This is a genomic window from Shewanella sp. 2_MG-2023 (genome assembly GCF_030548905.1).
In the GTDB taxonomy this organism is placed as follows: Bacteria; Pseudomonadota; Gammaproteobacteria; order Enterobacterales; family Shewanellaceae; genus Shewanella; species Shewanella electrodiphila.
The window spans coordinates 1-24,215 of the sequence record NZ_JAUOSO010000001.1; the positions used below are offsets into that span (position 1 = coordinate 1).

Here is a 24,215-nt window from a genome sequence, read left to right on the forward strand (position 1 = left end):
CTGCGGGGTGTTCTAAGAGGGAGTCGCAGTTCACTCCCTTTTAGTCTGGTGTGGGCGAAGCGCCACGACTTTGATTTTTTTCAAATGATAACTTAAAAATTTGAAACACGTTTTAGGGCAAAAACGAGTTACCAGCATCTGCTTTGAAAATAATGATGGGTGTCTTAATTGTTTTAATTGCCTTAGTAAAGCAACCCGTTTCGACGGCTTTACTGAAATAGCCTATTGCACGTAGATGATCCAACAGGCTTCCCCATCAAATAAATATCTGAGTAATTATCACCACCCATTATTGTCTTTAAAGCAATAGTGATTGGTATTTTTCCATATATATAACCTGATTAAAACAAGTAATAATTGGTTTAACTTAAACATTGCAACCATGACCTTGTTGCAGCGTGATACAGACTGGACGTTAATTGTGCTTTGCAGGCAAAAGAAACCACCTTCACGTTTATGATGGAAACTTATTTATGATGACTTTGCACGGTTTTGCCGCTAGCAACTATTACAACCTAGTGAAACATGTACTGCTACACAAAGAACTACCGTTTGAAGAAAACCTGATTTACGGTGGTAGTGATAAGTTAATGGCAATTAGTCCTGCCGGCAAGGTTCCTGTGGTCACAACGGCTGAAGGCCTTCATATTTCAGAGTCGAGTGTGATTTGTGACTTTATTGAAGAGACGTACCCTGACAGCCCTCTCTACCCTGTCAATGCCACAGAGCGAGCGGTTGTACGTCAAATTATGAAAATAGCAGAGCTTTATTTTGAACTACCAAGCAGACGACTAATACCTTATGCATTGTCAGGCACTGCAGCGCCGGAAACGGTTAAAGCGGAAGTTCGCCAAGTATTAAACCGTGGAATAACAGCCTTAAGTCGCTTGTGCCAGTTTTCACCTTGGGTAGCAGGTGAACAATTCACCATGGCTGACATCTATGTTTATTACGTAAACACCATCGTTAGCGCCTTTGGCTCTAGCCAACTTGATTGGGACATACTTGCAGAGGTTCCTGGAATGAAAGAGTGGAACGCTTCAATGAGTCAGTCCGCCATTGCCCAAAGCGTTGAGGCAGATCGCCTGACAAACATGCCCGAATTTCTCCAAAAGGTAAAAGCTCAGTTTCAAGCAGCAAATGCTGAATAGTGCTTAGCGATAAAAACAACCAATACTAAAATATTGACTTAAATTAATTACCAACAAATTACGGCCAATACAATCTCGTTATTGGTTCATCGAATTTAGTTATTTGCAGGAGCAAAGCGGCATGAAAGATACCAACATTCAACTGACTTCAACAATCAGCCAAGATAATAAATTAACCCTAGCTTTAAATGACATCGAGATGCCACAACCTTCTGCCAATGAAGTGGTTATTCGCATTGAAGCAGCACCATTGAACCCGTCAGATTTAGCCGTTTTGTTCAGTGCTGCTGATATGACAACTGCGGCAGAATCAGGCTCAAAGCAAAGCCCTGTTATTACAGCTGATGTTCCCGCTAAATTCATGCCTGCGGTTAAAACCCGAGTGGGTAAGGCAACTCCAGTTGGCAATGAAGGGGCTGGAACTGTAGTGGCAGCAGGTTCATCGCCTGCGGCACAAGCATTAATGGGTAAGACTGTTGCAGTGATTGGTGGTGGAACTTATCGTCAATTTATATGCGCTAATGTGCAAAGCTGTTTAGAGTTAAAACAAGGCACTACGGCTAAAGAAGGCGCATCTTCTTTTATTAACCCACTTACCGCATTAGCGATGGTTGAAACCATGCGCGCTGAAGGCCATAAGGCCATCATTCATGCGGCAGCTGCGTCTAACCTTGGTCAAATGTTAAACCGTATTTGTATTGCCGATGGCGTCGATTTAATTAACATCGTACGTAAAGCAGAACAAGAAACGCTGTTGCGTGATATGGGCGCAAAATATGTTGTTAACTCAAGTAGTGATACCTTTCTTGCTGACTTAACTGCAGCAATTATTGAAACGGGTGCAACGATTGCGTTTGACCCCATTGGTGGCGGTCAATTAACCAGTGATATTCTTAACTGTATGGAAGTTGCTGCGGCGCGTGATATGACAGAGCACAGCGTATATGGCTCAGACATTTTCAAACAAGTTTACATCTATGGCGCATTAGACCGTAGACCTATTACGCTAAATCGTAACTTCGGTTTTGCATGGGGTATCAATGGGTTCTTGTTATTCAATGCACTCGGTAAACTAGGAACTAAAACGGTGATTGCGATGCGCCAACGCGTTGCAGAAGAGATCAGCACCACTTTTGCTAGCCACTACACACATGAAGTGTCATTAGCAGAAGTATTAAAATTACAATCGATAGCGTCTTATTCTAAACAAGCGACTGGTGAGAAGTACTTAATTACACCTCAAGGATAATCAGGCATTAACTGATTGAATAAAAGCAGAGGACGATTATAGGACTCTGCTTTTTATTTAGTAAGCTCTCTTTTCTCTGAGCACGGCACCAATTAGAAAAAGTAGTTAAAATGCCTAGAATTGAAATGTGATGAGCTAATACTCTAGCTTGGAAAGGGGCCAAACGAGTTACCAGCATCTGCTTTGTACTTCATCAGTATTGGCTCTGTTACTGACAGTGATTACTTCAACCTAATCCATTGCTTGGCGTAATAAATGTATAGAATATACAAATGCCCCAACCAGATGGTCAATGATGTTCCCAACATCATAATGACATTTCCCAAATCCCTATGGGCCAGATATGAACAAGCGACCTTATCTGCAGATACAACTACGACACGCTGCTTTGTTCATATAAGTTAACAGTCTCTGAAAGTAAAAGTCCCAGAAAGTAAAAGTCTCTGAAAGTAAAAGCCAGTTAAAGTAAAAGCCCCTTAAAACTCGGCATCACAAATAATCTCCATATTCTACGACCCATTCGGCATCCATGAATCTCTCATCACGCGTCAACTTGGAACAAAGTTGCTTAATAGTCATTGATTTAACTCTTCACGAATAAATAATCCCTTTTTGCAATTTGCAAAACGCAATAACAAGCATCAAAACCGTGTTGCAAACAGCAATTAACCTCATTGCAAACAGCAAAACATCAAACCAAATCGAAAAGCAAAACATATAAGCCACTGATTTATAACAACATAAAGTATGGCACACTAACTGCAATATCCAATTACAAGCACAAGAGCGTCATTTCAATCTAGGAGCACGTTATGAAATTTGAATTAAAAGTTGCCCAACATGCCAGCGTAGTGACCCTACCAATCAGAATGTTTATGGCGCACACACCGACTTATAGAGCGGCCCTTATCGATTACATCAATAGAGGTCATACCCGTTTAGTCATTGATATGCAGCACCTTGAATATATCGATTCCAGTGGATTATCTGTGCTGATTTCAGCGCGTAATCAAGCGCTGAACTATCAAGGAAACATTGTTCTCCTTTCACCATCACCCGCAGTGAGATCATTGATTGAATTAACCCGTTTACATCATATTTTTGAAATATTTGAAACTGAAACACTGGCGTTAGATTTTTTACGTCACAGCAGCATTGTTGAAGAGTCAGACTTTGATAAAAGAGTCATCGCCGATTTAGCTAGCTAAATAATGTCAAAGAAATTTGTTCTAAACCGTTCTAAACTCAACGTAAAGGGAATAACGCAATGAAAACGATTAATACATTAATTTCAGTCGCTATGATCGCAAGTTTAACCGCTTGCGTTACCCCTTCGCAGCCAGCTAAGCAAGACGTTTGTGATTTAGAAAAGCAGTTAACAAGTTGTCATTATTTTGGCCAGAAAACGCCTTATAACAGAAAAGTCAGTGCGGTTACCTCAAACCACACAACCTTTCCTACGGCGCCAATATTTGGCAATAAAGCCATGGTTGTAGATACTGAACAAGCATTGTCATTATCTGTCGGTGATAAAGTTTCAATTAACATTTTGAACGGCGAAGACTTCAGTAAAGATGTTGAAGTCGATGCCGATGGTAATATTTATCTACCCTACTTACCTGCCATTGCAGCAAAAGGGTTAACCCTTAAACAGTTAAACCAATTAATAAATGACTTATTGATAGATGAAAACTTAATGCTGGCACATGCTGTGCGCATCAGTATTTTACCTATCAGCTGGGCACCGATTGAAATCACCACTTCAGGTGCGGTATTTGAGCCCGGCCAGCATATGATCAATAAAAAACTACCAATAGAATTAAAAGATGACGGTAGCAACTATGCCGGTGATCAGGCGATAAAACGTAGTGTCGGCGCCGCAGTAAAATCTTCAGGTGGTGTTCGCCCTGATGCCGATATTTCAGCGATAAAAGTGATTCGTGATGGGCAGGTTTTCAATATGGATTTACGTGGTATGCTAACAGGTGAAAAAGTACCCAGTATGACATTAATGGCTGGGGATCATGTCCATGTTCCATCAACACATTCTTTTAATGATCAACTCGCTAGACCATCGCAATTGACAGCACCAGGGATTAGGGTATTTATGTCAAACTTAACGCAGCCTGCAAGCTCAAATAGCCAATCAGCGGTCGACCGTGAGGCAACTCGTTTCCCTTATGGTACCCGTTTATTGAATGGCGCCATTGCAGCAAACTGTGTCGGTGGTGCGCAATCAACCAATGCTAGCCGTTACGTCATATTAGTAACTAAAAACCCACTCTCTAACCAGATTGATATTGTTGAACGTTCTATTGATGGACTGATTCAAAGTGCATGGAATGATCAATCAAACCCAGTATTACTCCCTGGTGACGGACTTGCCTGTTACGACTCACGTGTGACCAATATGCGTGAAATTGCCAGAACAGTAACAGAGCTAGTGGTACCAACAACACTTATTGGATGGTTGTAAGGAGTGAGTAATGAGCCGGATTCATGATGAAAAAAAGACTCAGAACAGCACGGATAGCACACCTAGCAACCCGGCCATTGAGCAAGCTATTGCAGCAAGCGCAACTGATTCAGAACAATCAAAAGATAATGAGCATTACACTGCAGACGAAACCGTTGAGCAAACCAGTTTCTCTGAATTAGCCTATCTATACTGGATTAAGCGTGCAACGCTAGAAGGCAGCAAATTAACCCCAAAGCTGCGTAAGCGTCTATACCTTAAAACAGCGTTTGGATCTTTATTGATAATCTGGGTATTTGCAGCCATTTTTATCTACCTTGCGCCAACAAACTATGTCAGTAAATGGGTATTAATTCTGCCTGGGGCTGCAGCGGGTTCATCGCTGAGTTTAGACAGCTTAGGCCAGGCAAGTACATCAAGTATTTCACCTTATATGAGCTCAGCGATTGATCCTCGTGAGAACTATAAAGCGATTTCGATGAGTACCTTGCTGATGGAAAGTGCAGCCCATTACCTTGACCTACCCACATCGGCAATCAATAAACCCAAACTTAAGTTACCAAGCCAAACAGGTTTGATGGAATATAGCGTAAAAGCAGCAACGCCAGAAGCTGCACAAGAGCGCGGCTGGGCAATGTATCGCTCATTACAAAATATCTTAACTGACTTACGCGCAGATGAAATCGGTTTACGTGAGGTTGGCATTAAAAGAGGCCTTAAAAGCTATTCAACTCGCGTAAAAGAAACCCAAAAGCAATTACTTGATTTTCAATCTGAACGCGGTTTAGTCACGCTAGATCAATTTAAAGAGTTGGCGATTACTATCGAGCGATTAAGGCACAGTAAAGTCACCATTTTAGCTGAACTTGAAGGCCTTAATGCCAGTTATATTTTGTATGAAAACCATTTAGGCATTACAGATGCCCAAGCTGCTATTTTATTAAAATTGAACAACGACAAACTATTCCAACAGTTAGTTGAAAAACATAATGCGGCAAACACCCAGTATATAGAAAATGCAGGTCGCTTAGGTACAAGGCACCCTGTGTTGGTGTCATTGCAAGCTGAGTTAGATAGTATTTTAAAAAGCATGAAACAACGGTTTAAAATCATTATCGGTTTTCAAGATGATGACTTACTTAACCTGTTAACCCTTAATGATGTCGATGGCCGCGCGGAAATGATGCAAGAATTCATCAGCATTGCATCAAACCGTAACGCGACACAGTCTGAAGTCGACTCATTAACCTCACAGATCAATACCTGGGAGCAACGTCTGCAGCACAGTAATGATGACGCAGCAAAACTTGCCGACTTACAACGAGAACATCAATTAGCCTCTGCAGTATTAACTTCTGCAATGGCCAAAATGGATGTGGGTAAATCGGATATTTATACCGCTTACCCAATGTTGCAATTATTATCAGCGCCCAGCTTGCCATCTTCTCCCGATAAGCTTGCCGTCATTCTTATTGCGTTCGGCGGATTGTGCGCCTCATTCATGTCACTAGTAGGATTATGCATTTTATGGATTCGCAAACCATTACTGCGGAAAATATTGACGAAAAAATCATCTACAACTGCATAAGTTTTAGTTACTTATTTTGGTTGTTAGGTGCGTTATATGTCATTGCACCAGTGATTGCTTGGATTCTATTTTTACGCTTACTTTATAAAAAACTCGCTCGCCAGCCAGCGTCGCGCATTAGCATTAGCCATTATGTTTGGGTGTTGGGCATGTGGGTCATGTTAATCGCATTGGTAGTCGGTCATCTGCAATTTGGCCTTGGCACGGGCAAATTAATAAAATCATCTATCGGTTGGGCGAAAGGCTGGGCGTTACTCGCAATATTTCCACTTATTGGTTGTATGCCTATCAGACCTGAAATCATTTATCGCGCCAGTTGCCGCGTTTGTAAGCATACGGTAATTCTATTCCCTGTATTTGTAATGGCTTGGGCAGTTGGATTACCCAGCACGTTATATGTTTCACCATTAAGCATTATTGGTGGCCCCGGTCCTGAGTTTTTTAGTGTGAGTTTATACGAAATCGACCCTGGTAGCGGTGTGCCCCGCTGGCGTTTATTCACTCCATGGGCACCTGCTTTAGGCATGTTAGGTAATTTATATTTTATTTTTGCCTTACAAGAGAAAAACCAAAAATGGAAACGATGGGGTCTTGCTGGCAGCCTGCTCATGATTTTAATATCGCAATCACGTTTGGCTATTGCGTGCTATTTAGCCTTAATTGGTTTCTTCGCAACCTTACGTTTTGTTCGCTCTCCTTGGTTGTACCTATTACTCGCTCCTGTCATGTTATTTGTTGGGGTCATCGGTGAATCATTGATAACAAAAATAGAGCAAAGTATTACTGCGGTAAAAGCAGCGCGAGCAGGTTCCACTCGTGTCAGGCAATCATTAGCAGATATCGCTGTTGAGAGATGGATGAACGAAGCCATCTATTTCGGACATGGGATTGTCGAACGTGGGCCTCATATGGTGGAATACATGCCAATTGGCTCTCATCACACTTGGTATGGGTTATTGTTTGTCAAAGGTGTAGTAGGCGCTATTGCATTAGCGATTCCAATGTTAATCACCTTTATTGCTTTGCTAGTAAGGTTATTTACCAATCCATTGGCAAAAGTGGGTATGGCCATTTTAATGCTGCTAGGTTTATACACCTTTGGTGAGAACTTAGAAATTTTAGCTTATTTATTTTGGCCAGGTTTAATTGTACTGGGTATGGCTTTAAGGGCGGAAGAGCCAGAAGATGTCTATAAAAGAGCGCAAAACCTTGAAGAAGCTTAAAAGCTTCAACCAATATAAAGTGAACACCGCTTGATACTCATCATTTATGATACTCATCATTTATAAAGGTCGCTTAGTTGGATGGATCAAATATTCACTTTTCATCATGAATATTTGATTTGACGAACAGCTAAAAGCAATCAACATCGAACACCTAACTAACTGAAAATATTAGCTAGGCTCGATTATCTATGCTGTGCAAATTATAGAATCGTTAATACCTGCTCTTTTGCTAAGCGTGATTTAGGTAACTTAGCATTGTAATCTTCTTCGCTGTGATGATAACCAATCGCCAGCGCCACCTCACATTCAAATCCACCGAGTTCTTCGGCAAATGTTTGATTAATCATTGCACTATCAACCCCTTCCATTGTGGTTGAGTCAATCCCTAAACGCGCCAATACATGTAACGTATTACCAAGCGCTAAATAGGTTTGCGATTTAGTCCAGGCGGCATTATTACCCTGCTCGTCAGTATTTAAGTCAACAAAAGCAAAACCACCAAATGCAGCCTCTCTATCTTCAGGCTTGGTACGATTATCTACAATCCCTTTATCAACAACTTGTGCATAATCATCACGGGTATAGTGCGGGTTATGGGCAAACAAAATTACATGGGAACAAGCCTTGATATGAGGCTGATTAAACTGGAATTTATTAGCAAAAGTATCATGCATTCTTTGCTTTGCGGCATCACTTTCAATCACAATAAATTTCCAAGGCTGTGAGTTAATTGACGATGCAGATAAACGCATCGCTTCATATATCACTGCTAAATCATCTGCTGAAACGCGCTTGATTGGATCGTAACGCTTTGCTGTGTAACGGCTACTTAAATCATTAATAATTGGATGGGTCATAATTTGCTCCGTGTCTATCTTGTTGCTTCATAATTCGTTATTTATTTTAAGGCTTGGGTTAAAACGCTTTGATTTTAAAGGCTTTGAGTTTAAAGGCTTTGAGTTTAAAGGATTTGGGCTTTACCGCTCATAGCTTTAGAAATACCGGCTTGATAATTAACGCCATTTGATTGAACAACCCATGCTCGCGAACTGATCTTCAGGGCCTTTACCTGTATCTGCAATCATTAGCATCGCATTTAATAACTCAGGGGTACGATGCTTGCTGTCAGCCATTTTTGCATCGTCTAATCGACCTCGATATTGCAACTCACCTGCACTATTGAACCCAAAGAAATCAGGCGTACATACTGCATTATATTGCTGGCCAACACGTTGATTTTCATCAACGAGATATGGAAATGTAAAACTATATTCTCTGGCGAACTGTTTCATGTTTTCTGGAGAATCTGCAGGCACCGCTAAGTAATCGTTAGACATCACAGCTAATACGTTTATGCCTTGCGCCATTAAGTGCCTTGTATCTTCAGCAAGTATAGCCCCTATGCGCTTTACATAAGGGCAGTGATTACAAATAAACATGACTAATAAGCCCTTTTCGCCTAAATGCTCACTCATGGTAAAAGACTCACCGAATGCATCTTTTAATGTGAACTCAGGTGCTTTCCAGCCAAAGTCACAAATTGGGGTATTTAACAGCACTGTCTTCTCCTTAAAATCACATTAATGCGGGATTGATATAAATATTAGATTGTTGATTAAACCCCTTAGCGTAATTTAAACAAGCACATACAATCCGTAATATGCAATTAGCTTACGACACTTAAATAAGTGTAATCTGATAAGTGCAATCTGCTAAATGCATCCACATAAGTGCAATATGCTAAGTGCATTCGAGCTTAGTGCTCTTTTGAGTTAAACAAACTAAAACTAACCTGTTATCGGTGTCGATTAAACAGGTTAATGTTTGAAATACTTTCTCATTTCATTTGATAATCGAGCAGATTTCTACCGTAATGCCATCTGAGAATGGATGTAATCGCACCATTCAATCGTGTCTCTTTCAGGGACTTCTGTTTGACCTCTAACGCCAAGCTTAAACTCAATCACAGATTTCCATTCTTCAGATCCAATATCAGGTCCGTGCCCTTGCCCATCACCTGTTAGTAATTCCTGCTCAATTTGATTGAAAAATAGCTCATTACAGTGGTGTTCTTGTTTTATTGCAGTATCACTTTGCTCAACTTGTTTGCTAATACCCTCTTTTACTACTGAAGGTTCACTGCAAGCAGATAACAGTGCTGCGCTCACTATCACACCAATAACTAAAGTTTTCATATCACCTCAATGTCCATCTGATTTGCACTCAATTTAGCTTATCAAGCCCATATTGTTTCAACATTAATCCGCGCTATTGGGCTAGGCGCCACATCTTATACCAGCTTGTAACGACACTTTTTTCGCACTCAAACCATCATGTTTGCATGTTGCAATCTGCAACCGTGCTCTCTCAAATTGCTAAAACAGAAATTAACCAGCATCCAAAAACAACATAAAACCACTATAAAACAACACCTTAAAAATTGGCACGATAACTGTAATACCTAAGTATCGACGCAGTTTGTATTAAGTTTCAATCAGCAAATTGCAATTCATTAATAAGGGTAGCGGTTATGCAAAACATCACCAAGCTTCAAGTTGAACAGAAGCAATCGCTGAATCAAAAATTCGCGCTTAATGAGATGCTAAGTCATGGCATTCGTTCATTAGGTAAAAACCTTTTGTGGTTAGCGAGCGCACAGTTCAGTGGTCGAGTGGTGAGATTAGGTGCAAGTGTTATTACCGCACGTTTACTTACTCCTGAGATATTCGGTCAAGTTGCTATAGTGCTAACTTTGTTCGAACTAATCTGTACTCCAACAAGACGTATCACCTCAGCTGCGTTAATTCGTATGAATGATGCTGACTTTAGCGATAATTTAGCCAGCGCCAATACCATCAACTTTGCATCTTGTATTAGTGCATTCGTATTAATGAGCTTAATCAGCTTGCCGTTAGCTTATTACTATCAAGACAGCCAGTTAATACTGCCTATTTTATTTGTCGCTAGCAGTTACTTATTACTCCCATTTGGCATGCTGTACGCCACGGTAAATTTACGTAACAACAATATGCGTAAAGTCGCTAGCGCTAACCTTTGGCAAACCATTGGTGATGGTGTGTTAACTGCAGTATTAGCGTTAAGTGGTTTTGGTATATGGGCCATTATCATCCCTAAAGTGGTCATGGTATTTGTGTGGATTTACATCCATAAAACTGCAACGCCGTTACCTGTGTTTACCCAAGCAACATCAATAGCGCGTGTAAAAACATTATTAAACTTCAGCGTACCAGTAAGTTTAAGTGACTTAATCAATACCTTAAGACAGAGCATCGATTATCTGGTCATTGGGTATTTTATGGGAGTTGAAGCATTAGGTGTTTACTTCTTTGCTTATAACGTGAGCTTAGGCGTCAGTTTAGGTTTAGTGCAAAGTTTCGGCACCGCTTTTTACTCACACCTTTGTAGTGATAACGATGATTTAAGTGTGCAATCTGCACAGCAAAAATACCGTAACAGCGTTATTGCGATCACAGCAATTGCAGCGCCAATCATCATCTTACAAACCAGTTTAGCCCCACTGTATGTCCCCTTTGTATACGGTGAGCAATGGTTATCAACTGATGCACTAGCCGTTTTTATTTTCTTATGTTTGAGCGGGTTAGTTCGCCCAATGGCAGAGGCTGCAAGCCAGCTACTACTTGCCAACGGCCATAGTCGCTTAAATTTCAATTTGAATATCGCTATCACCGCTTTGCTAACACTGGTCATCAGTATTGCAAGCCAGTTTGACTTAACCACAGTCGCACTGAGCGTGATGGTGACTTATTTAATCATCATGCCTTGGCTTTGCTGGTACAGCAGCCGCATCTCATTTAGTCAATCAACTGTTAAACACAGTTAAGGAAAACACTATGACTCCAAGAATCTCAGTAGTAATGCCTGTTTATAACGTTGAAAAATTTGTTAAAGCGGCAATCGAGTCTGTACTAAGCCAGACATTTGATAACTTTGAATTATTGATTATTGATGATCGTGGTGATGACCGCAGCATTCAAATTTGTAAGCAGTTTATAGGCGATCCTCGTGTGCATATTATTCGTCATGCAAAGAACAAAGGATTAGCAGCTGCGCGAAATACAGGTATCCGTCATGCGTTAGGTGAGTTCATCGCTTTCATCGACTCTGACGACTTATGGCATTCTGAAAAGTTGGCTCGTCATGTACAGCATTTAGATAATGACAGCCAAATCGGTGTGAGCTTTTCTCGCTCAAGCTTTATCGATTACGACGGTAAATTTATCGACTTTTATCAAATGCCTAAACTAAATGATATCGATGCAGCTCACTTACTTTGTCGTAACCCTGTGGGTAATGGCAGTGCACCAGTCATTCGCCGTACAACACTTAATGACATCCGTTATCAGTCAATGAGTACAGCTGAACGTTATAGCTGTTATTTCGATGAAACCTTCCGTCAATCAGAAGATATTGAATGTTGGTTACGCATTGCTGCTACGACATCGTGGAAAATCGAAGGTTTACCAGAGCCTTTAACCTATTACCGCTTAAACCATGGCGGCTTATCAGCTAATTTACTGAAGCAGTACGCATCATGGGAAAAGATGATTGAAAAAGCGCGAGACTTTGCCCCAACATTACTTGCTCGTCATGAAAAAGCCGCTAGAGCATACCAATTACGCTACCTTGCAAGACAAGCGATTCGTTTAGGTGATGGTAAAGCAGCGGTTGAATTAGTGAATAAAGCAATTGCAACATCACCGAGTATTTTACAGGCTGAAACAGGTCGTACAGTGACCACTTTAGTTGCTGCATATGCACAATGGATAATGCCAGCCTGGGGTTATATCGTAATCGAGGGAGTGGGACAAAAATGCATTAGTATCATACAAAAAATGCGTATATCCCGTGACGGTGTCACCAATGAGTTCATGCAAGATAATAAGTTTTAATCTACTTCATGATAAATAACTTATTAATAAAAACCTGTATTCACTATCCTAAAAATGACTTTGCAGTGTGGTTCGCATTCTGCAAAGTCAGTGTTTAACCTGAAAAACTCATTTTAAAAACCTTCAACAGAATCACATATAACCCCATAAAATCAGTCAATTAAAAACATTGGAACACTTCCTGCTATATCAAGGTATCTGATTAAAAGCATTATTGTGAGGCTGCCGATGAAAACAACACACTTAGATAAAAACCAAGATAACCCACCTATCGCTATTTTAATATTTGATTGGGTCATCGCGCTATACATGATGATTATCGTCAGTCCAATTTTAGTGTTAAAAACTTTAATGCTAGCTTGTTCAAAACAGCCAGTATTTGAAACCCTTTACATTCACTCTGATAACAAAGAAGTGGCTATCTATCGTTTTTCTCAAGGTCGGTTTAAGTCATTACCTTTGTTTTACAGTGTTCTAAAAGGCGATATTGGTTTACTAGGCAGTGCGTTTGAGTACGCTGTGTTTGAATCAACCCAAGACAACAGCCGTCCAGGAATGTTATCGGTTGAGCAAATGCAACGTCGTATGGGGATCCAACATATCGATTCAGGTTCACAAGCATCATCGGGTCTAATTCATTACATCATTAATATTCTTAAGTGTTTATTCAGCAAACTGGTCGTTGTCTCTACTCAGCTTAATTACCCCGCGCAATTTAATTTATTAGGGGTGAATATCGATAACAACACCATGAGCGAAAGTGTGGATTTACTTATTCGTTCTGCGCAATCAACAACCACAAAACAATTTGCCTTTGTAAATGCGGATTGCCTTAACCTTGCAGCAACTAATAAAGATTACCGCAATACCGTAAATCAGTGTGACCAAGTTTTTGCAGATGGTAGCGGAATACGTATCGCCTGTCAGTTACATCATATTGGCCTTAAAGATAACGTTAATGGCACTGATATGTTACCGCTGTTGTGTGAGCAAGCGGCTAAGCAAGGTATAAAAATATTCTTCTTAGGCGGTCAAAACGGCACAACTGATGAAGCGGCTGCCAACCTTCGCAAACAGTTCCCTAACCTTGAAGTGGTTGGTTGTCATCACGGTTATCTAAATAAAGAAAATGAACAACAAGTGATTGAGCAAATAAACCAATCCGGAGCTCAGATTTTGCTAGTTGGTATGGGCGCACCAAAACAGGACCAATGGATTAGTGATCATAAAGCTGAGCTGAATACTGGCGTAGCTATTGGTGTCGGTGGATTGTTTGATTTCTTTGCTAATAACGTATCAAGAGCACCCGTTGCCCTAAGACAAGTGGGTATGGAGTGGATTTGGCGTTTAGGCCAAGAGCCAACACGAATGTGGAAGCGATATGTTATCGGTAATCCATTATTTCTTGCTCGTGTATTAAAGCAAAAACGTTCAAGTAATATGCCTGTGCACTTTGCGAATACAAGCAGCGCGAATACAAGCAGCGCGAATACAAGCAGCGCTAATTCAAACCACTCGGCTACAAGCAAACAGCCACAGCCGATGCCGATGCTATCGAGCTTAGGCCAAACCAACACACAGAATAAACGTCGTTGGTATTTCTTTGGCATCAAATGTGGTCAATTTGCAAAACGCACATTTGATATTGTGGCCGCTAGCATTTTGCTAATCGTCTTAGCACCGTTATTCATGTTCACTGCGTTAAGTATTCGTATTGAGTCGAAAGGTGCGATCTTTTTTTCACAGGTACGAAGTGGCCGAAATAACCAACCTTTTACCATGTGGAAGTTTCGCTCAATGTATATTGATGCTGAAGAAAGACTAGAAAAAATCAAACAAAACAATGAAATGCAAGGTGGAGTCTTATTTAAAATGAAAAAAGATCCACGTATTACCACCATAGGTAAGCTCATCCGCAAAGCGTCTATTGATGAGTTGCCACAGCTTTGGAACGTGTTAATTGGCGATATGTCATTAGTTGGCCCAAGACCTGCACTACCTAATGAAGTAAGCCAATATCAACTAAGTGACCGTCGCAGATTGGGAGTTAAACCTGGTATTACCTGCATTTGGCAAGTAAGCGGACGTTCAGATATTCCTTTTGATAAGCAAGTAGAACTAGATATTGATTACATCTACAAGCAATCACTAAGAGAAGATATCAGCTTGTTATTGAAAACCATTCCAGCAGTACTTTTGGCGCGTGGCGCCTACTAGGAGATGTTATGCAGGCTATCGTATTTGCAAACAGAAACGGAAATGAATTAAACCCTTTAGATCAACACTATTGCCCAGCTTTGTTGCCTGTCGCTAATAAAGCCTTAGTGGAATATACCCTAGAGGATTTAGCTTGTGCAGGAGTGACAAATGTAAAAATGGTTATCAGCCACGATGCTATAAAAATTGAATCGCAAATAGGTAATGGTGAACAATGGGGCTTAAACATTGATTACTTTTTAAGTAAGCCAGAAGAACACGTTAACAGTGTGCTATCACGTATGAGTATTGATAAAACCGCACAAGCATTAGTTGTACGTGGTGATATGTTACGTAGTCCTTGTTTAGCGCGTTTCATTGAATTCTCACGCTTAATGCCATCAAAGTTTGTACATGCAAAAATGGCGCAGCGTAACCCTGCAATGATGATGCTACCTGCTGGCTGGAAGCATAACCAATTATTAAATTGGCCATTAGAAACGACCGAAGTTGATCATACAAACAGTGTGGCACAGGTACTTCATGGGGAGTGCTTTTATATTGATAGCCTAGCAGCGTATGTAGCCGCTTCAAATTATGTGATAAATAGTCAGGATTTTTGTGTTAAAGGCCGCACAATTAATACCAATCAGCCACAGAGTTGTTTAGTGGTTGAAGCTCAGTGTCAGCTACCTGATTTATCAGAAACCGATGTATTTGGCGCTATTGGTGAATACACCAAAGTATCCAGTAAGGCACAACTTTCTCAGGGCATTGTGGTAGGTGAATATTGTTTTATTGAAGATAGCCAAATCCAAAATAGCATTATCTTACCTAACACCTATGTCGGGCCTCAATTAAGTGTTGAAAACAAAATTATCTCACAAGATCTCATTATTGATCCGCAAACCAACAGTTGGAGCAAAGTTGAAGATCAAAGCTTAATAGCAAAGTCGACTCAAGAAGCCACTAACTACAACGGCATTTTTCAGCGTGCAGTATTAATGTTCCTATACCTTTTATTATCGCCTTTGTTAATCAGCCTTTTCTTAGGTTCATTAATTCTAAAACCCAAAAAACCTATCATATCTGAGACCGTAATTAATAACGAACAACAAGCCGTAAAGGCGCATAAATTCAATATTGATAGTCCTGGTTTTGCTTTATTACCGCAGATTTGGCTAGTGATTAAAGGCGACTTGAACCTGTTTGGCGCTTCAACTAAATACCAAAGTAAAGCTGAAGATTCAACGGCCTATGGCGTATACGGCCCAGTACAACTTAACTTTGATGAATCAACCCCGATTGAAGAAGTAAAAATGGTTGAGATGGAGTTTGAGCAATCTAAAAAGCCATTGTATCTAGTGAACATGTGGAAAAAGCAATTTGATAAGTCCAATCCCGCAATTGAAATGAAAAGCTAACATCTACTTATTGATTTAAATCGACTCACATTTTTAGTCTCGATAAAGGAATAATATTATGAAAACCATTATCACCTACGGCACATTTGATTTATTTCACTTTGGTCACGTTAGACTACTTGAGCGCTTAAGTAAGATGTGCGACCAATTGATTGTGGGCGTATCAACTGATGAGTTTAATGCACTTAAAGGCAAAGCAGCTTTTTTTAGTTACGAGCAACGCAGTGAAATTATTAATGCCTGTAAATATGTATCTCGAGTAATACCTGAAAATAATTGGCAACAAAAAGCTCAGGATATTGAGCACTATAATGTGGATATATTTGCTATTGGCGATGACTGGAAAGGACAATTTGATCACCTAGCAAGTCAGTGTGAAGTGCTCTACCTAACCAGAACAGAAGACATCTCAACCACTGAAATTAAAAACAATTTAAGCACCACTATTAGCTAAGAATCATTGAGACTAGAAATATAATTGTGATTATCAAATATTCATCTTGGCTCAGCAAAAATAAATGCTATCTTTGTATTTAAAGGATTTTTATAGTCACGGAGAGATTATATGAGCCAATTCATTGTTAATTGTATTAGATATATCGTGACGCAATCTTTGTACTTTATTGGCGGTTTTTGTCCTCGCTCCCGCAAAGCGGTGATGGGATGCTATAAGAATAAATTTGCAGATAACAGTAAGTATTTATTCTTACATTGGCAGCAAGCATTAGCCATAAGGGCTATTTGGATTAGTGGCGATAAAGTACTGGTAAACCAACTAGTTGAGCAAGGATATGAAGCGTATACAAGATGGAGCTTTAAAGGCATTTATCATGCTTTAACGGCTAAATATTATGTGTACAACAGCTATATTGGCGATATTAATCAATATTTCGCCAGGGGAGCAATAAAAATAAATCTGTGGCATGGCTCACCATTAAAAAGAATTGAATTTGATATCAATAATGGCCCACTTTTCAAGGTTTATCATCCACAAACACTGCACGATAAATTCATTTCAGCAGCACAGTACCATCAACAAAAAGTTCGGCCTGATCATATGATTGCACCCAGTGAATTAGTATCAACACTGTTTGCTAGTGCTTTCAGAATAGAGCAACAACAAATGTTATTGTGCGGTAACCCTCGTACAGACTATTACAAACGTTACCCTTCAAATATAGACACTCATAACCAGTCGAAAACCTCTGTCATTGAAGAACTAAAGCAAATCAATCAGGTAAAACAAGTGTTGCTTTATGCGCCTTCTTGGCGAGACAGTTCAGCGCTTTCTAACCCATCACACTCTGAGGTTGCTCATAACCCTTATACTAAAGCGATTAACTTTGAAGCCCTATCGGCATCTTTAGTCAGTAACGAGCAACTGTTATTACTCAGGCTCCATCCCAATGAAGCAAACCTTGCTGATGACATAAAAAACTATCCGAATATTTTAAACATTTCCGATTGGCAAGATACTTATGAAATCATCAATGATGTGGATTTATTGATTACTGATTACTCATCTTTGTATATTGATATGCTACAAACCAAAGCTAATATTGTCTTTTTTCAATTTGATCAACAGCAATATCAAACCGACAGTAGGCAATGCTATCCCTATGCCGATGAAATACCCATGGCTGGCGAGGTGTTAATTGACAACCTGCAGCTCGCAGACTATTTACAAAATTTAAGTCAAAACCAGAATATTACCTCTTTGACGAACAAAAAAAATAGAGCAGAGTTAACTCAGCTCTATTGGCAATATCAACACAATGAAAGCTTCATTGAGCTGGATAAATTAGTCAACGCATAACCGCATAGCGTTACGGGTAGATTTTTATAACTTTTTTAATTAGCCAGCTTTTATCAAAATAGCTAACTTTTAGATTTTGGTAAAAGCAGCAGGAACGCGACTATGCAGCGTTTCTTTGAACTAAGCTAATTAGCGCCAATACTGCTATAACACACATTTGGACAATTCCGTTTTAGCGAAATTGCTAATTCAGCAACACATGGATCATTAAAAGTATGGCAACGTCACTTAACTAACCCACTCAATCTTTATTAATGGAGCAGGCCAGTTCATCTTATGCGGGATGCACATTAGTTCAAATCAGTTAGCTCAAACTCACTAAATTCAGCAAAGTTGGGCACAGTGATTCTGCCGCTAAAGGTGTAAAGCATAACGCCTTGCTCGTGCCCTGATAGTGCGGCAGTGCTTATAATTGACTGCCATGTGTCGTTATCTTGCGTTCGATAATAAGCGCGAACTTTAGTGTCGCTTCTTTCAAGCTTTACCGATACTGTCGACTCACCGAATAATAAGCGATGTTTAATATCAGGCTGACCATTTTGTTCTACAACAAACACCAGCGATCGCGCACCCATAAACATCTCTTTACTGATTTTTATATAGTTATCATTGTCCCAGTAAATCCCTAGTCCAGCCTGCTCGAAACTGAGGTTCGGATCTAGATTAATCGTCACCTCCGCGCTGTATTCTGGCTTGTCTACCGGATAAATAAAGATGTTTTTTACATCATTAGCGCCAGCACCAAAGATATTGCCCTCTTGAACTTGCATTGTAAGCACTTCATTTTTAAACAACCAGTGCTCTGGGTTTTCATTTTGAATCGTCCAATTATCTAGATTGTTTATCATTGCGCTGTTCCTTACTATTAGATCATACGTTGGCGGAGTTGATAGAAAATATCGTCAAGATTGCCAAGATTTTGCAGCTTAATTCGGTCTAGTTCTTTTTGTACGCTGTCATACATAAGCTGATTTCGCATATCACTCAGTGTGGCGTAATAGTGCATGCGGCGACCTAAAACAAAGTTATTCTGGTCGTTTTCACTCATCATCATAAAGTGCTCAATGGTGCGCAAAAATGTCTCTTTATCTTGTGGTAATTGTCCATTAAGTTCCGTCAATACATTGATGCCATGGAAGTTGCCATAATTACCCGTTATGCCGTCTAGCTTGCTGATAAGCTGATATTGTTCTTCAAGCATCTCTCGCTCTGTTAGTGGTGTAAATTGGCCGTTTTGTACTAACTCATCCAATTCAGTTCCCGATTTAACCGCCAGCGAGAGTATGCGAATTTCGTCTGGGTTGATTTGATTCAGTAGCTCGGCCGTTGCTGCGATATGTTGCTCTGACAGTTCTTTTCCACCTAAGCCAAGGATAATGAAGGTCATCATTTTCATACCCGCTTGCTTGGCATATTCGGCTGACTTCAAGATTGATTTCGGGGTGATCCCCTTTTTCATCAGTTTTAGAACCTCGATAGATCCCGACTCCATACCGCAGTAAAGCATGTTTAGCCCAGCATCGCAGATTGCTTTCATCTCCGCTGGCGATTTTTTAGTCATGGTCTGCGCCCGGCCATAAGAGCTGATCTGTTTAAGCTCCGGAAAAGCCTCTTTCAGTGTATTGAGCACGTCAAGTAAGTCTTGGGTTTCCATGGCGAATGAGTCGCCATCTTGCAAAAAACAGCTATCAAAGGTTCTGTTTTTATAAAACGCCCTCGCCGCCCAGATATCACGCTTAATATCTTCAACCGGACGAATAGAGAACTCCATGCCTTCAAAAAGGGTGCAGAACTTACATTTATTCCACGGGCACCCTTGTGTGGTTCTGATAAGCAAACTGTCTGCTTCTGATGGTGGGCGTATTGGGCCCTGTTGAAAATGTATCTGTGACATGGCTATTTATCCAATGAATTGAAATTGATTTGGCCATCCTACGGCAAATTTTACACGGTAAAAACGCGGTATTATTTGAATTATTATCAAAAATAAATAGATAAACACCGTACACATCACCACACAACGCGATCTAATTCCCTCTTTATGGTCAGACTTAAAAATCAATTCTCAAACTAAATTTGATAATAAATCAATTTTTAGACTGTTTTTACTTTGCAATAATCACCGTAATATACACCCAAACCAACAACGCAGCACACCATCAGCTGCTTCAACTCCATACAAAGGAACACACTATGACTAAGCTAACTATCGTTGCAAACATCGTGGCCAATGAAGACAAAATCGAACTGGTAAAAGCAGAGCTGTTGAAATTAATCGACGTCACTCGCGCTGAAGACGGTTGCATCAACTATGACCTCCACCAAGACAACGACAACCCAGCGCATTTTACTTTTTATGAAAACTGGGTATCACGTGAACTTTGGCAAGCTCATATGGGCAACCAGCACCTTGCTGACTACATGACAGCAACCGAAGGCTCTGTCGCAAGTTTCACTGTCAACGAAATGACCCAAATCGCTTAAGCCAACTTTGTATTCCCCCTTATTTGAGTGAATGGCTTTAAAAGCTTTTTGCTCAAATACACTTGTTTTCATCTACGTATTTTCTTGGTTTACATATCATGATCACAGACCTTTGGTTTTATGTTGCAGCGATACCTGCCGTTTTTTTCTATGGCATGGGCAAGGGAGGGGTCGGCGGTATTTTGGGGATGCTATCGGTACCTTTGATGGCGATGAGCGTATCGCCAGTTCAAGCCGCTGCGATTTTATTACCATTATTGTGTGGTATGGATTTAATGGCGCTGTTTTACCACCACAAGAACTGCAATTACGTCGAGCTAAAAAGTATGATGCCCTTCGCTATTATGGGGGTGATGAGTGCAGCTTATTTTATGGGTAGTCTGTCAACATCTGTCGTTGAACTTATCATTGGGGGGCTGGCTTTGGTCTTTTTAACACAAAAGTTTCTGCTAAAGCAGGTTCAATTTAGCCACCCGATAAAGGGCTATGCCTTAAGTATGTTGTCTGGGTTTTCCAGTACAATTGCCCATGCCGGTGGTCCGCCTGCAAGCATGCATCTACTGCCAAAAAATCTGCCGAAAGAACAATTAATCGGCACCAGCGTAGTATTTTTCACGGTGCTTAATTTTATTAAGTTGATCCCATACAGCTATATGGGGCTGCTCGATATGCAAAACTTGATGACCTCGTTAGTTTTGGTGCCGATTGCGTTTTTAGGGGTTAGAGCCGGTGTGTGGATGGTGAATATCATCTCTCAAGAGTTGATTTACAAGATAAGTTATAGCGTTCTGTTTCTTACGGGAACAAAGATGCTCTATTCCGGCCTCACGGCACTTTAAATGCGATTTTAAAACCTCTTTTTCTTTTATCATAAGGTCACGTTATGTCTAACATTATCAATCTCGGGGTTACCGATTTATCTTTTCATCGCGTTACTGCATCGATAGTTAGCCATGTCTTAACTGATATGGGTTTTCAGGTGGAACGTGTCTACGCACCACATCAAGAAAATTTCCAAAATCTAAAAGCGGGCCGTATCGACATGCTCTCTTCGGCCTGGTTACCTTCAAGCCACGGTATCTATAAATCCGATGTTGAAACGGTAGAGCCTTTGTTAGAGTTAGGTTTGCACTATAAACCGTACGCTCTATGGGGGGTGCCCGATTATGTACCTGAGGAGGTTGTTTCACAAATCAGTGACCTATTAAAACCAGAAGTCGTTAAGCGCACCAACAAACACATTCAAGGTATTAACCCAGGTGCTGGCATTACCCGATTCTCTATTGAAATGATGGACCAATATGGATTAAGCGATGTGGGTTATCATTTTCACTCTGGTTCAGAAGAGGATTGCTTTGGTGCCTACGAACGTGCGGTTGAAAATAATGAGTGGGTTATTGTGCCATTGTGGAAACCACAGTTCTTGCACCACCTATTTACTATCCGTGAATTAAAAGAGCCCAAAGGATTATTGGGTAGCGTTGATCGCGCCATATTATTACTTCGACAAGAAAGATCAATCGTATTTACCCCAGCACAGTTGGCACAGCTAGATCAATTGCGCTTTTCAAATGAAATCATCGCAGAATTGGATTACAAGGTTTGCCGTGCGGGATTAGCGGTTGATGATGTGACTCGTGAGTGGTTGGACAACCATCAGTAGTTAAGACCATCACCGCTTTACTGAGGGCTGGCAATTTCCACGCCCTCACAACCTCAACAGTTAACCCAATAGAATCCCTTTGTCCTTCATTTGGATTAGAATCTGTTCGGTCTTTTCTCTAAGCATATCCCTTAATAGGCGGACGGTTGGGGTAATAGATTGTCGGCTTGGGCATATTAACCAAAGCTCAGTGGAAGTCGGTTTATAGTCTGCCATTACATTGACCACTTTCCCTGTTAGCAAGTCATCGGCCATATCGAGGCAAGACTTGATTGCTACCCCTTTCCCCGCCACACACCAGCGCCGAACAAGATCGCCATCATTAGATGCCCTGTTACCTTTCAGTTTTACCTTAATGTCCTCTTTTCCATCATTAAACAACCACTCATTTTGCAAAATATCATGTAACTGGTAAAACAGGGCATTATGTTCAAGCAGATCATCTGGCTCGGATGGAGTACCGTATTTTGCTAAATACTCCGGGCTGGCGCACAACAGCCTTGGCACATCACAAATTTTAAAACCGTACATACTCGCATCGGTTGGTGAGCCATAGCGCAGCGCCATATCAACAGAATCTCGATAAAAATCGATGTTGCTGTCACTGATACTGGAGCGAAGTGAAACGTCTGGGTAGTCCAACAAAAATTCATCAAGCCAAGGTGTGACCACATTTCGGCCCAAATCAGACGAAAGGGCGATGCGGATCTCTCCATCAATAATCCCTAGCTCTTCACGCATGTTCATTTTGGCTTTTTCAAGCATCTGCAACGCCTCTTCACACTGAGGCAAATAACGCTCGCCGGCAGAAGATAAGCGTAAATGACGAGTCGTTCGTACAAATAATTCAGCCCCTAATGATGCCTCAACACGTTTCACCGCCGCACTTGCCGTTGCCGTGCGCATATCCAGATTTGTCGCAGCAGCAGTGATGCTGCGAAACTCTGCGACTTTTAAAATGACCTGAAAATCCTCTAAGAGCATAACCGTTACCTTTTAATCAGTGTGTTAACAAAATCTGAAAATGACTATCCCTTTATATCGCACCACATGAAATATTAAAAGATTATTATCAAATTTTAATTGGTAATTATTCAATTGATGGGCTGTTTTTCATTGGTAATGTTCGCACTATTATACCTCCATACCAACAACGCAGTGCGCTAAGCACGGCACTAACTCAGAACGAAGGAAACTCCTATGACTACATTAACGATTGTTGCAAACATCAAAGCCAATGACGACAAAATTGAACTTGTGAAAGCTGAGCTACTAAAACTTATCGAGATAACTCGTGCTGAAGAAGGTTGCATCAACTATGACCTCCACCAAGACAACGACAACCCAGCGCATTTTACTTTTTATGAAAACTGGGTATCACGTGAACTTTGGCAAGCTCATATGGGCAACCAGCACCTTGCTGACTACATGACAGCAACCGAAGGCTCTGTCGCAAGTTTCACTGTCAACGAAATGACCAAGATCGCTTAGTTAAAAATTAACGTATTTAAACATTCAATTATCAAAATAGATTTGAAAGTATTTACAATATAAGTCAGTAATTGAGTGTAGTACCTGTACTACATTTAGTGAGTAACTCAATATGACATGACGAGTTGCCCTATCACTAAAACATTAAAGACATCAAAATTACCGACGATTTCGGTATCAAATTTAAAAGGAACATCCCATGACTACATTAACGATTGTTGCAAACATCAAAGCTAATGACGACAAAATTGAACTGGTGAAAGCCGAGCTACTAAAGCTTATCGACATTACTCGCGCTGAAGAAGGTTGCATCAACTATGACCTTCATCAAGACAACGAAAACCCAGCGCATTTTACTTTTTATGAAAACTGGGTATCACGTGAACTTTGGCAGGCTCATATGGGCAACCAGCACCTTGCGGACTACATGACAGCAACGGAAGGCTCTGTCGCAAGCTTCACAGTCAACGAAATGACTAAGATCGCGTAACGACAACATAAAACAAGCTTGTTATAGCAC

General features: G+C 40.6%; 23 protein-coding genes. 17 read left to right on the forward strand and 6 right to left on the reverse strand.

What is annotated here, in order from left to right; all coding sequences use genetic code 11:
• Positions 1–473: 473 nt before the first annotated feature.
• From Q4600_RS00005 to Q4600_RS00030, 6 genes are all read left to right on the forward strand, one after another.
• On the forward strand, positions 474–1,151 hold the full coding sequence (locus tag Q4600_RS00005; protein ID WP_303512937.1) for a glutathione S-transferase family protein: 678 nt from the start codon (positions 474–476) through the stop codon (positions 1,149–1,151).
• Positions 1,152–1,272: 121 nt separating this feature from the next.
• Positions 1,273–2,400, forward strand: a complete 1,128-nt coding sequence (locus tag Q4600_RS00010) for a zinc-binding dehydrogenase (protein WP_303512934.1) — start codon at positions 1,273–1,275, stop codon at positions 2,398–2,400.
• Positions 2,401–3,212: 812 nt separating this feature from the next.
• Positions 3,213–3,608, forward strand: a complete 396-nt coding sequence (locus tag Q4600_RS00015) for an STAS domain-containing protein (protein ID WP_102527913.1) — start codon at positions 3,213–3,215, stop codon at positions 3,606–3,608.
• Between the two features lie 59 nt (positions 3,609–3,667).
• Positions 3,668–4,876, forward strand: coding sequence for a polysaccharide biosynthesis/export family protein (locus Q4600_RS00020; protein ID WP_303512931.1), 1,209 nt, complete (start codon positions 3,668–3,670; stop codon positions 4,874–4,876).
• Between the two features lie 10 nt (positions 4,877–4,886).
• Positions 4,887–6,464 (forward strand): exopolysaccharide biosynthesis protein, encoded by a 1,578-nt coding sequence (locus Q4600_RS00025; RefSeq protein WP_303512930.1) that lies wholly within the window; start codon positions 4,887–4,889, stop codon positions 6,462–6,464.
• Positions 6,404–7,687, forward strand: a complete 1,284-nt coding sequence (locus Q4600_RS00030) for an O-antigen ligase domain-containing protein (protein ID WP_303512927.1) — start codon at positions 6,404–6,406, stop codon at positions 7,685–7,687. The genes Q4600_RS00025 and Q4600_RS00030 overlap by 61 nt, the downstream gene beginning before the upstream one ends.
• A 203-nt stretch (positions 7,688–7,890) precedes the next feature.
• Here Q4600_RS00030 and Q4600_RS00035 read toward each other — a convergent pair whose 3' ends face one another.
• The 3 genes from Q4600_RS00035 to Q4600_RS00045 all read right to left on the reverse strand — a co-directional run bounded on the left by Q4600_RS00035 (position 7,891) and on the right by Q4600_RS00045 (position 9,885).
• Positions 7,891–8,547 (reverse strand): nitroreductase family protein, encoded by a 657-nt coding sequence (locus tag Q4600_RS00035; protein ID WP_303512926.1) that lies wholly within the window; start codon positions 8,545–8,547, stop codon positions 7,891–7,893.
• Positions 8,548–8,703: 156 nt separating this feature from the next.
• Positions 8,704–9,249, reverse strand: a complete 546-nt coding sequence (locus tag Q4600_RS00040; protein WP_303512924.1) for a thioredoxin family protein — start codon at positions 9,247–9,249, stop codon at positions 8,704–8,706.
• A gap of 306 nt (positions 9,250–9,555) precedes the next feature.
• Positions 9,556–9,885 carry a hypothetical protein gene (locus Q4600_RS00045; RefSeq protein ID WP_303512921.1) on the reverse strand — a complete coding sequence of 110 codons (330 nt, stop codon included), beginning with the start codon at positions 9,883–9,885 and terminating at the stop codon, positions 9,556–9,558.
• A gap of 335 nt (positions 9,886–10,220) precedes the next feature.
• On the opposite strand from Q4600_RS00045, the gene Q4600_RS00050 reads away from it, so the two are divergent.
• The 6 genes from Q4600_RS00050 to Q4600_RS00075 all read left to right on the forward strand — a co-directional run bounded on the left by Q4600_RS00050 (position 10,221) and on the right by Q4600_RS00075 (position 18,057).
• Positions 10,221–11,552, forward strand: coding sequence for an oligosaccharide flippase family protein (locus Q4600_RS00050; protein ID WP_303512919.1), 1,332 nt, complete (start codon positions 10,221–10,223; stop codon positions 11,550–11,552).
• A 10-nt stretch (positions 11,553–11,562) separates the two neighbouring features.
• The gene (locus Q4600_RS00055) at positions 11,563–12,621 is read left to right on the forward strand and encodes a glycosyltransferase (RefSeq protein ID WP_102527906.1); all 1,059 of its coding nucleotides are present in this window, start codon (positions 11,563–11,565) and stop codon (positions 12,619–12,621) included.
• A 228-nt stretch (positions 12,622–12,849) separates the two neighbouring features.
• Complete coding sequence (locus Q4600_RS00060) at positions 12,850–14,838, forward strand: WecB/TagA/CpsF family glycosyltransferase (RefSeq protein ID WP_303512915.1); 1,989 nt, start codon at positions 12,850–12,852, stop codon at positions 14,836–14,838.
• 8 nt (positions 14,839–14,846) lie between these two features.
• Complete coding sequence (locus tag Q4600_RS00065) at positions 14,847–16,241, forward strand: NDP-sugar synthase (RefSeq protein ID WP_303512912.1); 1,395 nt, start codon at positions 14,847–14,849, stop codon at positions 16,239–16,241.
• A gap of 58 nt (positions 16,242–16,299) precedes the next feature.
• Positions 16,300–16,695, forward strand: coding sequence for a glycerol-3-phosphate cytidylyltransferase (gene tagD, locus Q4600_RS00070; RefSeq protein WP_303512910.1), 396 nt, complete (start codon positions 16,300–16,302; stop codon positions 16,693–16,695).
• A gap of 111 nt (positions 16,696–16,806) precedes the next feature.
• Entirely contained in the window at positions 16,807–18,057 is a 1,251-nt protein-coding gene (locus Q4600_RS00075; protein ID WP_303512908.1) for a CDP-glycerol glycerophosphotransferase family protein, read from the forward strand.
• Between the two features lie 290 nt (positions 18,058–18,347).
• On the opposite strand, the gene Q4600_RS00080 is transcribed toward Q4600_RS00075, so the two are convergent.
• The gene (locus tag Q4600_RS00080; RefSeq protein WP_303512906.1) at positions 18,348–18,905 is read right to left on the reverse strand and encodes a DUF1349 domain-containing protein; all 558 of its coding nucleotides are present in this window, start codon (positions 18,903–18,905) and stop codon (positions 18,348–18,350) included.
• A 17-nt stretch (positions 18,906–18,922) separates the two neighbouring features.
• Positions 18,923–19,951 carry a radical SAM protein gene (locus tag Q4600_RS00085; RefSeq protein ID WP_055023927.1) on the reverse strand — a complete coding sequence of 343 codons (1,029 nt, stop codon included), beginning with the start codon at positions 19,949–19,951 and terminating at the stop codon, positions 18,923–18,925.
• Positions 19,952–20,250: 299 nt separating this feature from the next.
• Here Q4600_RS00085 and Q4600_RS00090 point away from each other — a divergent pair, with 299 nt between their 5' ends.
• The 3 genes from Q4600_RS00090 to Q4600_RS00100 all read left to right on the forward strand — a co-directional run bounded on the left by Q4600_RS00090 (position 20,251) and on the right by Q4600_RS00100 (position 22,204).
• Positions 20,251–20,541, forward strand: coding sequence for a putative quinol monooxygenase (locus Q4600_RS00090; protein WP_136974663.1), 291 nt, complete (start codon positions 20,251–20,253; stop codon positions 20,539–20,541).
• Positions 20,542–20,639: 98 nt separating this feature from the next.
• A complete protein-coding gene (locus tag Q4600_RS00095; RefSeq protein ID WP_102531179.1) occupies positions 20,640–21,380 on the forward strand; it encodes a sulfite exporter TauE/SafE family protein in 741 nt (246 codons plus the stop codon).
• A 44-nt stretch (positions 21,381–21,424) separates the two neighbouring features.
• On the forward strand, positions 21,425–22,204 hold the full coding sequence (locus Q4600_RS00100) for a glycine betaine ABC transporter substrate-binding protein (RefSeq protein ID WP_102475383.1): 780 nt from the start codon (positions 21,425–21,427) through the stop codon (positions 22,202–22,204).
• Between the two features lie 60 nt (positions 22,205–22,264).
• On the opposite strand, the gene Q4600_RS00105 is transcribed toward Q4600_RS00100, so the two are convergent.
• Positions 22,265–23,188: a LysR family transcriptional regulator gene (locus tag Q4600_RS00105; protein ID WP_303512894.1), complete on the reverse strand. Its 924-nt coding sequence runs from the start codon at positions 23,186–23,188 to the stop codon at positions 22,265–22,267.
• A gap of 216 nt (positions 23,189–23,404) precedes the next feature.
• Between Q4600_RS00105 and Q4600_RS00110 the strand changes: the two genes are divergently transcribed.
• Both Q4600_RS00110 and Q4600_RS00115 read left to right on the forward strand, forming a co-directional pair.
• Positions 23,405–23,695, forward strand: a complete 291-nt coding sequence (locus tag Q4600_RS00110; protein WP_102322248.1) for a putative quinol monooxygenase — start codon at positions 23,405–23,407, stop codon at positions 23,693–23,695.
• Positions 23,696–23,894: 199 nt separating this feature from the next.
• A complete protein-coding gene (locus Q4600_RS00115; RefSeq protein WP_055026561.1) occupies positions 23,895–24,185 on the forward strand; it encodes a putative quinol monooxygenase in 291 nt (96 codons plus the stop codon).
• The last annotated feature ends 30 nt before the right edge of the window (positions 24,186–24,215 follow it).